Here is a 13,367-nt window from a genome sequence, read left to right as displayed (position 1 = left end):
CTTGTTAAAGGGAAGCTTTTTTTGTTTTCGACTGGCTATGAAGTATAGCCTATTTATAAATTATTTTACAACTTAAAATTAGCTTTTACGTTTACCCTAAAATTAAAGTTTATGCATAAAAAACTCCTTATTCTTTCTGTTGCTATTTTCTTACTTTTCAATGCTTCTGCCCAGAAACGAAAGTTTGATGTTCAGGGCAAGGCGGGCGCCAGAGGGATTATGCCCGAAAATACCATTCAGGGAATGTTAAAAGCGTTGGATCTGGGCGTTACTACCCTGGAAATGGATGCGGTCATTTCTAAGGATAAACAAGTCGTATTGTCGCAGGAGCCCTATTTTAATAATGAAATCTCCTTAATGCCTAACGGAAAGGCCATTACTTTCAAAGACCAGAAAAACTACAATATTTATAAAATGGATTACGAACAAGTGAAGAAGTTCGATGTGGGTAGTAAAGTTCATGCCCGTTTCCCGGGGCAAATGAAGTTCAAAGCCTATAAGCCATTACTTTCTGAAACTATTGATGCTGTTGAAGCTTATGTTAAAGAAAACAGATTAGCCAGGCCCGTATATAATATCGAAACCAAAACCATCAAAAATGGCGACAATGAATTCCATCCGGAGCCGGCAGAATTTGTAGACTTGATTATGGAAGTGGTGAATGCGAAAAAGATTTCAAAGCGTGTGATTATAGAATCTTTTGACATGAGGACACTTCAATATCTACATGAGAAGTATCCGAAGATTCAAACTTCATTGCTTATTGATGAAAAAGAGCCGTTCGAAGATTACATTACCAAACTTGGATTTAAACCCACCATTTATAGCCCTTATTCGGTGCTTGTTGGGAAAGGCCTGGTAGATCGTTGCCACGAAATGGGTATCAAAATTATCCCATGGACGGTAAATACCATAAAAGACCTGAAGTATTTTATGAGTTTAGGTGTAGATGGAGTCATTACAGATTTTCCAAACCTCATGAATCAAATAAAATAACAACATATAAAAAAAGCGATGATGTCATCGCTTTTTTTATATGATAATAATTTTTTAGTGGTGTGATGTCTCCGCTTCTTCTGCTTTAGAATGTGGCTTAGCTTCAGTCTTTTCGTGTGCAGACCCTGCTGCATCATGCACGAAAATAGGTCGGGTAAATGCGACAAGAAGGATTAAAGTAAGAATCCATGCTGCTAAAGGAAGTGTCCAAATGCCTTTTGTTTCCTGAACCGGAGCGTGTGAATCGTGAGCTGACATATCGAATATTTTTGATTTTAAATTTATGCTTTCTAATTGAATGGTAAATATAGCAACAAAAATAGAAAATAAAGATTCAAAGCGCTATTTGTAAAGCAGATTATTTATGAGCATAAGTGGTATTGCACCTATGCCAATAAATCGTAAATCATCGTTTTAGTGCTATTTATCTTGCCCTTAATCCTGTTCTGATGTTCCTTAAAAACACTTTGCTTATCCTGAACAGCATTGAGCATTTCTGCCTTCTTAAAATAGCTATCTGCCAATTTAAAATCCTGCTGTCTTTCTGCGTAAAAGCCTAAACTTTCATAGATGCTTGCTTCACAAACGCCGGGAACTGCCAATGCCTGCGCTGCAACCTGCTTTACTAATTTGTGCATTTTTAGTGTGATTACCAATTTCAAGTAAGGTTCGTATACCTCCGGGAAACTTGCGTCAATTTCAATGCATCTTTTGTAATAGTAACCGGCACTTTGATAATTTTTGAAATGATAATGGTTAAAATTACCCAATTGATAATAAGCTCTGGCATAATCAGGATCAAATGCAATGAGCTCGTTGAAATATTGATGGGCTTTTGGGAGCTCGCCCCAGTTTAATTCTTCAATGGCCTGTAGATATTTTTCTTCCACAGTAGTAAAAATGTCCATGATGGATATAGTTGATTTTCAATATGATATTGAAAAAGTTTAATAAATTGATTTTAAATAAAAGTAATCTTCGTAAAAAGGAAAACTTAAGGGTTGGAATGAAAAACTAAGTCAATATCCAAGCCCTTTGAGCCACAAGACAGGCTAAAGTTTGCTGGTTGAATATGTAGGTGACGTAGCATTTGATTTATATTTCGATGCAAATATATCTATTTTTGATAAATTACAAAATGCTAATACTTTATTAGTAAGTGATAGAAGCGGGTTATCCAGCTGCGGGATCTATAAAACTGCGTAAAATGTAGAGTGAGTTTAAAACATTCTTGCTATCAAAAAATAAGGTTACATATCGCTCGCCTATTTTAACTTCGAGCTTTGTACCTCCCTCGAGTGTACCGTATAAGTTGGGTTTTGTCTTTTTAACTTTGTATTTATTAAATTTTGCCAATGTTTCCTGAACAGTAGTTTTGTTGAGTATTAAGTTGTAAGGCAAGCCAGAAACAATCAAAAATTTATCATCAGGAACACTGAACCAGATTTCATTGATGGCCTTCTGATCTCCGATAGTAGTATAGACTCCTAAACCCGATTTGGTTATCCATTCTGCATTTTGCGCTCCATCATTTTCGTTTTCAGTGACTACAGCTTTTACATTTAAAGCATGAGAAATTTTTTCAGTCGTTTGGGGAAAGATAAACTCCGCATTTTTATTTAATAATGTGCCCAACCCTGCATTTTTCTGAGCGAAAGTAGTGGCTAATAGCAGTTGAAACAAGATGACTAGGGCAAACGCTTTGGGTTTCATCTAAATGTTTTAAGGTTAAACAATTTATGTTTAAAGATATCAAAAGAAGCAAATCTTGAAAAAATGTTGGCCGAAAAAGACTACAAAATTGAAGTGTTGAATTAAGGATGCTATAAAAGATCTTTAATAATTTTTTCGATAGATAGACCTTCTGCTTCTGCGCGATAATTCCGAACAATACGGTGGCGTAGAATAGGTTCTGCAACGGCTTGGACATCCTCGATATCCGGTGCATATTTGCCAGTTACCGCAGCATGGCATTTTGCACCTAAAACCAAGAATTGTGAAGCTCTTGGGCCAGCGCCCCAACTAATGTATTTGTTAACAGCATCAGTTGCAAATTCACTATTCGGACGCGTTTTCGAAGCCAGTTTAACGGCATATTCTAATACGTTATCCGTAACCGGAATGTTCCTGATCAATTGCTGAAAATACTGGATATCTGCTGCATGAATGATTTTTTGTAATTGAACAGTTTTATTGCTTGTCGTATTTCGAACGATGTTCAGCTCATCTGCAAACGCAGGATAATTTAGCTGAATGTTAAACATGAAGCGATCCAACTGTGCTTCTGGCAGGGGATAGGTTCCTTCCTGTTCAATTGGATTTTGAGTAGCCAGAACAAAGAAAGGTTTCGGCAAAGTATGGGTTTGACCTGCAGCGGTAACTGATTTCTCCTGCATGGCTTCTAATAGAGCAGCCTGCGTTTTTGGAGGAGTTCTGTTGATCTCATCTGCTAAAATAATATTGGAAAAAACAGGCCCTTTAATAAATTTAAAATGCCTGTCTTCTCCTAGTATTTCTGCGCCAATGATATCACTTGGCATTAAATCTGGTGTAAATTGGATGCGGTTAAAATCCAGATCCAGCACACCGGCTACAGTTTGAACGAGCAAAGTTTTAGCTAATCCGGGTACGCCTACCAACAAACAATGTCCGTTGCTAAAAATGGCGATTAATACAGATTTGATGATTTCATCTTGTCCAACTACAACTTTACCAATTTCAGCTTTAATGTTGTTAAAAGCCTGGTGAAGTGCGTTGACAGCTTCTACTTCGTTTTTGTACTGCATTCGTGTTATTTTGCGGCTGTGGACGTTTTAGTCCAGATTTTTAATTCGTCACAGGTATTAAATTCGTCGTCAATTTTAATATAAGTGCTTTCACGACGTTTTTCAAACCATTCGCTTAAAGTACGATTAATTTTATCACTTTGAGCAGCATCTCTGATTTTTGGAAAATCCTGTGCCATGTTTGCTTTATGAGGCGGAATTTTCGATTTCAGATATAAAATACGATATCCTTGTTTTCCATCGGCCGCGGTATATAAATTCGGTTTAGAAACGGCTCCAATCTTCATGGTGTCTATCACTAAAAATACGGAGGGATCCAATTTATCAATAGGGATGAAAGTACTTCTGGCCTGAACATTTTCTGCGTTCAGCATCATACCACCATTAAACTTAGATTCTTTGTTATCAGAGAATAAACTCGCAGCGGCAGCAAAGCTGATTTTCTTTGATGAGATATTATTGTAAATACTATCCGCGTGAAGTTGCAAACGGGTTAAGCTTTCTGGTGTTGTTGCCGGTCTTACCAGGATGTGGCGGGCATGAACCTGCTCACCTCTACGCTCAATTACCTGTAAAATATGAAAACCAAATTCTGTTTCGAAAACTGGAGACATTTCACCTGCCTTAAGTTTAAAAGCCCATGCTGTAAACTCTTTTGCCATGGTACTTCTATCAAAGAAACCTAAATCACCACCATCAGCAGATGACCCTGGATCTTCAGAATACGTTTTAGCTAAAACGCCGAAGTCATCGCCACTTTTCACCCTTAAACGAAGGGCTTCAATTTTATCATGAAACCTTTGTTTTTCTGCCTTGGTTAATTTTGGATCTAAAATAATCTCACCAACCTCAACTTCTGTATTAAACTCTGGAACACTATCTCCCAATGTTTTGAAGTACTTTTCGACTTCCATTGGTGTAACATTAATGTTTTCAGTAATTTTAGATTGCATTTTCTGTGCAATCAACTCATCTTTTACTGATGGCCTGATCTCATCTTTATACTGAAGTACAGATTTATTTAAGAATTGCTCCAGGCGTTCTTGTCCACCAGCACGTTGCATACTATAACGCATCCGTTTGTTCACCTCATCATCAACCTGTGCATCATCAACCATTACCGAGTCAATTTCTGCCTGCTGTTTCAATAGCTTTTGCGTAAGCGTATTTTGTAAAATTTTGCATTTAACGTCTTCATTTGCAGGGTTTCCCTGATAAAGATATTGCGTGTATTGTTGATTTATGTCAGAAAGGAGTACGATGTTATTTCCTACAACAGCAGCAACTTTATCGATGTTATGTTTTTTTGTTTGCGCATAACTATTTAAAAACAAGCAAACCAATGCGATTGCTACTAAAAAAACTTTTTTCATTCTATTATTTATATTTTTCTCTATTATTATACTAATCCGGTACCAGTTTTTTAGGGTTTAGTGAGTTTTCTTAACTCGTTTTCATTCACCTTTACCTGATATTTTTGTTTAAGGCTTTCCAGCCAGTTTTCTTCTAAGTTTTGCTGATAATCTGCAATAACCAATCCTTTAATTTCGCTTAACGGTTCTTTATAATCCTTTTTATGATGATGATAAAAATCTTTTACTGCCTGCTCATCCTCCTGTGCTTTATTCCAGATTTTTTGTTCTGAAATGTTAAACATCAAAACTCCCTCACGATATTCGTTAAGCAAAAAATCGTGATTTTTACTTTTTACACTCGTTTTTTTATGAGCTTCCAAAGCGGTCTCATAAGTTTTAATTTCTTCCTGATAAACCGGATTTTTATCTAATCCCATCTCACGGGCATCTAAAACCTTTAGTTTAAAATTTAAATACAAATTAAGATAGGATGCTAAATCTGCATAATCTGAGCTTACATTGCCATTGTGACTTTTCTTGTACGACCAAATAAACTCTTTGGAACTTATAGGTTTACCATTTACCAGAGCAATGTTTTGAGCAAGTGAGTAGCTACAAATAAAGCTAAAAACGAACAAGGAATAAGCTTTCTTTGCAGGTAACACTCTGTAAATTTTAAGGGATAAAAGTAACAATTAGCGGCGCTATTATAAGATATTTAACTATTTTTAACAGAAATTATTATCTACAAAAATACGAATGGAAAACCAGGTTACCAACAATGCGAACGCTTTACGTTTATTTTTTACTGAAGATGTTTTTTTAGTAAAAGATGAAAGTGTAGAAATCGTGCATCACGTTGCTGTAGCGCCTGTTTTGCCACAACCTGTTGTTGAAAGTAAATCTGGAGAAAATACTACTTTACCAATGCAAAACAGTACCATTTCAGCGCCGGAAGTTGTAGAAGTAATACAAGTTCAGCAAGATAGTGTTGAGATTCTGCCTGTTATTACGCCATCGGTGCGAGAAAATTCATTTAAATTTTTAGGAGGAAATAAAAAATCTGTTCTGATTTTAGTGAATGATCCTCAGCATGATGTAAGTACAGAACAGGGTAGGGAACTGCTTCGGAAAATTGTCAAGGCTGTAGATTTAGGCACGGCTGATTTTGCGCTTTTAAATTATGCACATTATTCCGGGGTTAACTTTGTTGCGCTTCATCAGTTTTTTAAACCGATAATTATGCTTTCTTTCGGTGTTGAAATTGCCGATTTGGAATTGAATTATGAATGGAAAAATGAAATCATCAATCATGAAACCACCCGAATCATCTTTGCGCCGAATCTGCATCTTCTGGATAGCGACTTAAGTGCAAAAAAACAGCTTTGGGCTAATCTTCAGAAAATTAAGTAGTATCAGGTTGTAGGTATTTGGTGCGAAGTATTTAGTATAAAGTATATAGTATCAAGTATAAAGTATCAAGACTTGAGTATCAGGTGTCACGCCCCGAAATGTGCAGACAAATATTTTTAGATATTGTAACATTAGTTTCTTGGCTTATTCAAAACCTAACCACCTAACCACCTAACCACCTAACCACCTAACCCCTAATGACTAAACTCGTTTTTGCCACTAATAATCAACATAAAACCGATGAAATTCGTTTGGCACTGGCCGGACTTTACGAGGTTTTGAATTTGAACGATATCGGTTGTGAAGAAGATATTCCTGAAACAGCAAATACCTTTGAGGGCAATGCAACGCTAAAAAGTACTTACGTGTTGGAAAACTTTCAGTTGGATTGTTTTGCAGATGATAGTGGCTTAGAAGTAGAAGCGCTCAATAATGAGCCAGGGGTGTTTTCTGCACGTTACGCTGGTAGTCGGGATAATGAAGCGAATATTAACCTGGTTTTAAAAAAACTAGAAGGAGTTACCAATAGAAAAGCGAGATTTAAAACCGTTATCTCATTACAGCAGCGCGGACAGAACCATATTTTTGAAGGCACAATCAACGGTACGATCAGGGAAAGTTTATCAGGTTTGCAGGGCTTTGGCTACGACCCAATTTTTCAGCCGGATGGCTACGACATTACTTTTGCAGAAATGGATATGGCACAAAAAAATGCCATCAGCCATCGGGCGCAGGCATTGAAAAAGATGCTTGATTTTCTTAAAGCTCAATAAAAAGATTACATTTTCTTTAACTGTTTCAGCTGGGTAGAATCCTTTTTGGGTAAAATCGGTTTGATACCGAAATTACTCGTGTCAGCAGGTTTTGCCTGAAACAGATTTCTTTTTGTGTTGACTGTATCTTTAACAGCCTTCACTTTTGATTGATCTACTATTTTAATAGCACCTTTGTCAGGAATTACAGCTGGCTTTACATTGGTGGCAGGTTTCGTGCCTGATTTATTAGCGATAACAGTTTTACCTTTTGCTTTAGGTTTTGCCTTCCCTGATGATCCTATTGCATCTTTCTTAGATTTCGGCCGCTCTTTAGGTTTCCAGGAAAAGCCTTTTAACACATTGTCTTTCGAAATCTTAGTTTCTGGGTTCAATGCACCTTCAACACCTTTAATGTACACAATGTCTTCAATGTCATTCTCATTATCCTGGAAAACAAACTTGATCCTGCTACTCAGGGTCTGGTTCATTTCCTTATACACTTTAGTGCTGTCATCCTGTGTATAGTAAATACTTTCTGCGTTGCCGTCAACATACATAGTTTTGAGTTTGCCATTGTTGAAGAAGCCCGTCATTAACCTGCCTTTAATCTGGTTAAACCGTAACGAATCTTTCGGCGTATTTACTAAAAAGGCATTTCTAATGGCCTGCAAATTATTCAGCTTTTTATTTTTAAACTGCACGTAAATGGTATCGGCAATCTGCTGCGAACCTTCAGACCAGATAATTGGATTAACGAAACACCTTAATGTAGAGTCTGCACTGGTATAAAATAAACTATCAGTTTTTGCCTGAATATTAGTTTTGAAGATTTTAACACCGTGATAAGCCTTTATAATCCTGGCCTGAACGGTATCGGCAGGATTAAACTTTGTGGTGTCGTTTTTGATAATACCTGGTTTTAATGCTGAAATTACACCTTTGCCCAGGTTTTTTAAATCTGTTTTACCTGCCTTATTAGTTAAACTATCTACTTTGCCAACAGCATCCTTTCCAATCGAAGCGTTGGATTTAATTATCTTTTGAGTAAGGCTGTCCGCTTTTATTTTTGGAAGATTTTTAACAATAGAATCTGCTTTTTCTTTTAAAACGTTTCCGTTTTTCAAACTATCGGTATTTAGTTTGGGGAGTTTTTTGGCAAGTGAGTCTATCTTGGCTGAGTCTACCTGCAATTTTTCTTGCGCATTGCCAGGGTCATTATTTTTACGATCACTTTTAGGTTTATTTTTGACAGCTTTGTCATTTCGGGATGGAAGACCTCGCTTTTCCTTTACATTGCCTTCTGAATTTTCTATCGGGTTTTGCTCTGTCGATTCAGCTTTATCTTTTGTAGCTTCCTCTTCATCGTCTTCGCCAACTTCATTATCTGCTTTTATCGAAATTTTGGGAACCAGTTTTAAATTTTTCTGTAAAACCATCTGAGTCTCCAGTGTATCTGCGCCCATCCATAAGCTATCCGGGCGCTTCTTGCCTTTAACCAGTACGGAATCTTCCGTTCCAATTCCTAAATAGGCATTTCGGGTTACTAAAGTTCGCTGGTCGATTTTATAGTAATAACCTAAATCGCCAAACATCTTCATTTTATCCTTCGTATCAGAAAACACAATATTTTTTACCGCTTTACCATAACCAATTTTGCCGAAATAATATAAGCTATCACCCTTAAGCGATCTTGTTCCTTGCGTATAGAGGTTTTTCTTTCCAAAATAAGCATCTTCTGTAGCGGTATTGTAAGCGCCATTTTCGGTATACAAATTATCGTCTTTACCTTTTATATTAGTTGGCCCATAGAAGTAAGTCCACTTGGTTTGGGTATTGTACCTCAACGTGTCAGATTTGATGGTTACCTGTGGAGTAACCACCACCACGTTGTATCTGAAATAAGCATCATTACTTCCACTGAAATAATAACCATTCTTGCTGGTGAGGGTAACCTGCTGATTTACAATTTTTCCACCACTGGTATAAGTTCCGATTTTGCTTACGGTATTGTAATCTAAAATTTCAGTGGTCAAAACCGATGTAGGGTCTGTCATTCTAACATTCCCGGTTAAATGGGCCTGCTTCTTATTCCCATCATATTGCAGCTCATTAGAATAGATGTCGGTGGTAAGCTGGTTGATGTGCACATTTCTATAAGCCTCAAAATAATTCCGCTTATTGTAGAAAACTGCGCTATCACAGGTTAGCGTAGCATTGTCTTGTTGAAAGACTGGATTTCTTAAATAAGTAACACTATTTTTCATATCTCCGCTAATTTTGGAGTATGAAACGATCTTAATCTGCTTTTGGCCGAATAGAAAAAAAGGACTTATTAGAAGAAATAGAAAAACAAATATTTTTTGCACCCTACAAAGTTAGTTTTTTGTTCCGAACGTTCGGAATACCAGTTAAAATTAAATATTTTTGGTGGATGTTACCCTTATCTCAGTTTCAGGATTTTATAAAGAAAAACGAGTTGTTTACCAATGGTGACAAGATTCTTTTAGCCGTTAGCGGAGGAAAAGATTCGGTATTGATGTTGCATCTGTTTAAGGCATTAGGCATTGATATAGGTGTGGCACATTGTAATTTCGGTTTGCGGGCAGATGAAGCGCAACGCGACGAGAATTTTGTTAGAATACTTGCCGATGCTCACGATCTTCCATTTTATGTAACGCATTTCGAAACCAAAAAATACGCTGTTGAAAATAAAATTTCTACTCAAATGGCGGCGCGGAATTTACGCTATGCCTGGTTTGAGGAGATTCGGGCAGTAAACGGCTATGATTATATTGCTTTGGCGCAACACCAGAACGATGCCGTTGAAACCGTATTAATTAACCTTACCCGAGGTACCGGTATTAGTGGTTTGCACGGAATTTTACCTAAAAGAGATCAACTAATCAGACCATTGCTTTTTTTAAGCCGGCAACAGATTAATGACATTATCGAAGAAGATCATATCGCATTTGTGGAAGACAGTTCTAACTCCAGTACAAATTACACCCGCAATAAGCTGAGGTTACAGGTAATTCCGCATCTGCAGGAAATTAACCCAAACCTCGAAAAAACTTTTGCAGAAAACATTGCCCGTTTTACTGCATTAGAAAGTTTTTTGGATGTGCAGGTAGCCCAGCTTCGTAGAGAAATTCTAATCCGAAAATCTGATGGATGGTATTTGTCCTTGGCAGAGATCGCAAAGCTGAATCCCCAGCAACTTTTATTGTATGAGTTGCTTAAACCATTTCATTTTACAGCGCCTGTAACCGAAGAGATTTTGAATAGCTTAAGCGCTGTAAGCGGCACGCACTTTTTTAGTTTAAGCCATCAGGCGATTGTAGATAGAACCAATCTGGTGATTGTGGAAAAGAAAGCTAACACATTGCTTAATCAGTTTATTCACCCTTCAGCGGCAAAAACTAATTTTGGCGACTACAGCATTTCTTTACACTATTCTACAGAAATAAAGTTTGAAATTGATGCTTCAAAAGCCTTTGTAAATGCTGATCAACTGATCTTTCCTTTAGTGTTGCGGAAATGGCAAAACGGAGATAAATTTATTCCGCTTGGCATGCGCTTTCCCAAAAAGGTGAGCGATTTTTTTATTGATGAAAAAGTTCCACTTCATTTAAAGCATAATACGCCGATCCTGGTAAATGGAAATGGGGAGATTGTTTGGATTGCTGGCATGCGACAGGATAATCGTTATAAATTAACTACTGCAACAAAAAAAGTTGCTATATTCGAGCTCGAAAATAATTAAGTGGAAAGCAAATACGCCTATATCGAAAAACAATACATTGGCCGGGATTATGTTCGCATTTTCATCAGATTGATCATGGCGGCGTTCTGTTTTGCAGCTTATGTTTACGAGCGCGATCGCGACAATACTCAAGATCTTTTTTTGGTAGTCGGTTTTGGAATCATTGGCGTTTCTATGCTCTTGCTTTTTCTCATTCAATATAAAATCGTTGTAGATAATGGAAGCATGATATTGGATGGTTTATGGACCACCAAACGGGTCAAAATTGATTTGAACAGTATTGTAGATGTTCGGAAAGCCACTTATAGTCGCTATTTTTTCAATAACCCAGTGTATAACCTTCATACCAAAGGCACCATTCGTTTCTATTCCTCTGGTAAAGATGCCGTGGTATTAACCGACCGTGATGGATTGGAATATTTTATCGGTACCCAAAGGCCAAATGAGCTTTTTCTTGTTATTAAAGAAGAAATGAGGAATTTGAAATAATTAAGGTGAGGCATTATTTGCCCAATATCTTTTGTTTTCCCCATGGTTACTTCTTATTCGTTGTTTTCAGAGCTTCCAGGTAATATTTTATTAATGGCATCTAAATTGAATTATTAATGTGTCTATGAGGTGTCTATCCTATTGGCTATCGGCCGCAAATTAGCGGATTAATAAACTAATTAAATATGAGTGATCACTTCAATGTTGATGATTATTCGTTTCAAAAAGAGTGTTATGCAATGATTGGTATAGCAACGCATTGTAAAAACTAAATAAATCTATAATGTTGGTATGAATAATTTGAAATAGAGTGCAGATACATTGGTGCTTTAAACTGTTTTTAAAATATTTTACTTGCGAATTAGCGGCTTAACTTTCCTAGTTTTTATTGCAATATTCCGACATGCATTATACAGTCAAATGGGCTACATTTGCATAACAACAACGCATTTATAAATGAAGATAGGAATTGTTTGCTACCCAACCTTTGGGGGTAGTGGAGTAGTTGCAACAGAGCTTGGAAAAGCACTTGCAAATGAAGGACACCAGGTTCATTTTATCACATACAGCCAGCCAGCCAGACTGGATTTTTTCTCCGCAAATTTATTTTATCACGAAGTTTCAGTAAGAGACTATCCGCTTTTCGACTATGCGCCGTATGAATCGGCTTTAGCCAGTAAACTGGTTGATGTGGTTCGTTTTGAGCAGTTAGATGTTCTTCACGTGCATTATGCTATTCCACATGCTTCTGCGGCTTTTATGGCAAAGCAGATTTTAGCCAGTTATGGTATTCATATTCCCGTGGTAACTACCTTGCATGGAACTGATATTACCCTTGTTGGTAAAGATCCAACCTATAAACCTGTAGTAACCTTTTCTATTAATCAAAGTGATGGTGTAACAACTGTTTCTGATGATTTAAGGGAAGATACCTACAACCATTTTGAGATCACTAAAGATATTAAGGTGATTCCAAATTTCATAGATTTTAGCCGATTCAGTTTGCAGGCCAAAGATCACTTCAAAAAAGCGATTGCACCAAATAACGAGCGGATCTTAATTCATACCTCTAATTTCAGAAAAGTAAAACGGACTTCTGATGTGATCAAGATCTTCGAAAAAGTACAGGCTGTAATTCCTTCTAAGTTATTGATGGTGGGCGATGGACCAGAACGTGCTTATGATGAGCAGCTTTGTCGCAGCTTAAATATAGGAGAAAATGTTCGTTTTCTTGGGAAACAAGATGCGGTAGAAGAAATTCTATCTGTTTCCGATCTGTTTTTAATGCCGTCAGAATCTGAAAGTTTCGGTCTGGCTGCTTTAGAGGCCATGGCGTGTAAAGTACCTGCAATTACCACAAACGCCGGTGGCTTGCCAGAATTAAATGTAGATGGTTTTTGTGGATACATGAGCAATGTGGGTGATGTAGAGGCAATGGCGGCAAATGCCATTTCGATCTTAAAAGATGATGAGACTTTAAAACAGTTTAAGGAAAATGCATTTACACGCGCTCAGGATTTTGATCTGAAAAAAATCTTACCATCTTATGTAGATTTTTATAAAGAGATAATAGAAAAATCCTTACAGGCAAAATACTAGATACCGTTATCATAATAGTTAGAAGTCGTTTGATTGACCAAACGACTTTTTTTTATGGAAGTGTGATTTTAAACCGCTTAATGCTGATTTTGTAATATATCTATTCAATATGGGAATAAAACTATTTTAGCGTTAATATTCACGATGTAAGATTCTTATAAAGAAATCATTATGAAATTAAACTTTCTCTAAATCAAATCATTATAAATCG

At 36.8% G+C, this 13,367-nt stretch carries 13 protein-coding genes; 6 read left to right on the top strand and 7 right to left on the bottom strand.

What is annotated here, in order from left to right; all coding sequences use genetic code 11:
* Positions 1–111 precede the first annotated feature (111 nt).
* Positions 112–996 carry a glycerophosphodiester phosphodiesterase family protein gene (locus tag SOM16_RS01220; protein WP_320462161.1) on the top strand — a complete coding sequence of 295 codons (885 nt, stop codon included), beginning with the start codon at positions 112–114 and terminating at the stop codon, positions 994–996.
* A 54-nt stretch (positions 997–1,050) separates the two neighbouring features.
* Here the strand turns inward: SOM16_RS01220 and SOM16_RS01215 are convergent, their stop codons facing one another.
* The 6 genes from SOM16_RS01215 to SOM16_RS01190 form a co-directional block, all read right to left on the bottom strand.
* Complete coding sequence (locus SOM16_RS01215; RefSeq protein ID WP_320462160.1) at positions 1,051–1,254, bottom strand: hypothetical protein; 204 nt, start codon at positions 1,252–1,254, stop codon at positions 1,051–1,053.
* Between the two features lie 128 nt (positions 1,255–1,382).
* Positions 1,383–1,904 carry a hypothetical protein gene (locus SOM16_RS01210; protein WP_320462159.1) on the bottom strand — a complete coding sequence of 174 codons (522 nt, stop codon included), beginning with the start codon at positions 1,902–1,904 and terminating at the stop codon, positions 1,383–1,385.
* A gap of 265 nt (positions 1,905–2,169) precedes the next feature.
* On the bottom strand, positions 2,170–2,709 hold the full coding sequence (locus tag SOM16_RS01205; RefSeq protein WP_320462158.1) for a hypothetical protein: 540 nt from the start codon (positions 2,707–2,709) through the stop codon (positions 2,170–2,172).
* 110 nt (positions 2,710–2,819) lie between these two features.
* Positions 2,820–3,782, bottom strand: a complete 963-nt coding sequence (locus SOM16_RS01200) for a MoxR family ATPase (RefSeq protein WP_320462157.1) — start codon at positions 3,780–3,782, stop codon at positions 2,820–2,822.
* A gap of 5 nt (positions 3,783–3,787) precedes the next feature.
* Positions 3,788–5,167, bottom strand: coding sequence for a peptidylprolyl isomerase (locus SOM16_RS01195; protein ID WP_320462669.1), 1,380 nt, complete (start codon positions 5,165–5,167; stop codon positions 3,788–3,790).
* Between the two features lie 38 nt (positions 5,168–5,205).
* A complete protein-coding gene (locus SOM16_RS01190) occupies positions 5,206–5,802 on the bottom strand; it encodes a hypothetical protein (protein ID WP_320462156.1) in 597 nt (198 codons plus the stop codon).
* Between the two features lie 94 nt (positions 5,803–5,896).
* On the opposite strand from SOM16_RS01190, the gene SOM16_RS01185 reads away from it, so the two are divergent.
* Entirely contained in the window at positions 5,897–6,550 is a 654-nt protein-coding gene (locus SOM16_RS01185; protein WP_320462155.1) for a hypothetical protein, read from the top strand.
* Positions 6,551–6,747: 197 nt separating this feature from the next.
* The gene (locus SOM16_RS01180; protein WP_320462154.1) at positions 6,748–7,323 is read left to right on the top strand and encodes a non-canonical purine NTP diphosphatase; all 576 of its coding nucleotides are present in this window, start codon (positions 6,748–6,750) and stop codon (positions 7,321–7,323) included.
* 5 nt (positions 7,324–7,328) lie between these two features.
* Here the strand turns inward: SOM16_RS01180 and SOM16_RS01175 are convergent, their stop codons facing one another.
* Positions 7,329–9,569: an OstA-like protein gene (locus SOM16_RS01175; protein WP_341850287.1), complete on the bottom strand. Its 2,241-nt coding sequence runs from the start codon at positions 9,567–9,569 to the stop codon at positions 7,329–7,331.
* Between the two features lie 167 nt (positions 9,570–9,736).
* Here SOM16_RS01175 and tilS point away from each other — a divergent pair, with 167 nt between their 5' ends.
* The 3 genes from tilS (at position 9,737) to bshA (ending at position 13,156) form a co-directional block, all read left to right on the top strand.
* Positions 9,737–11,068 (top strand): tRNA lysidine(34) synthetase TilS, encoded by a 1,332-nt coding sequence (tilS, locus tag SOM16_RS01170; RefSeq protein ID WP_320462152.1) that lies wholly within the window; start codon positions 9,737–9,739, stop codon positions 11,066–11,068.
* Positions 11,069–11,557 (top strand): hypothetical protein, encoded by a 489-nt coding sequence (locus tag SOM16_RS01165; protein WP_029282618.1) that lies wholly within the window; start codon positions 11,069–11,071, stop codon positions 11,555–11,557. It begins immediately after the preceding gene.
* Between the two features lie 456 nt (positions 11,558–12,013).
* On the top strand, positions 12,014–13,156 hold the full coding sequence (bshA, locus tag SOM16_RS01160) for an N-acetyl-alpha-D-glucosaminyl L-malate synthase BshA (protein WP_320462151.1): 1,143 nt from the start codon (positions 12,014–12,016) through the stop codon (positions 13,154–13,156).
* Positions 13,157–13,367: the final 211 nt, after the last annotated feature.

The sequence above is a fragment of the Pedobacter sp. CFBP9032 genome, assembly GCF_034045265.1.
Classification (GTDB): domain Bacteria; phylum Bacteroidota; class Bacteroidia; order Sphingobacteriales; family Sphingobacteriaceae; genus Pedobacter.
The sequence above is the reverse complement of the archived record's forward strand: the minus strand, read 5'-3'. Positions and strand labels throughout refer to the sequence as shown.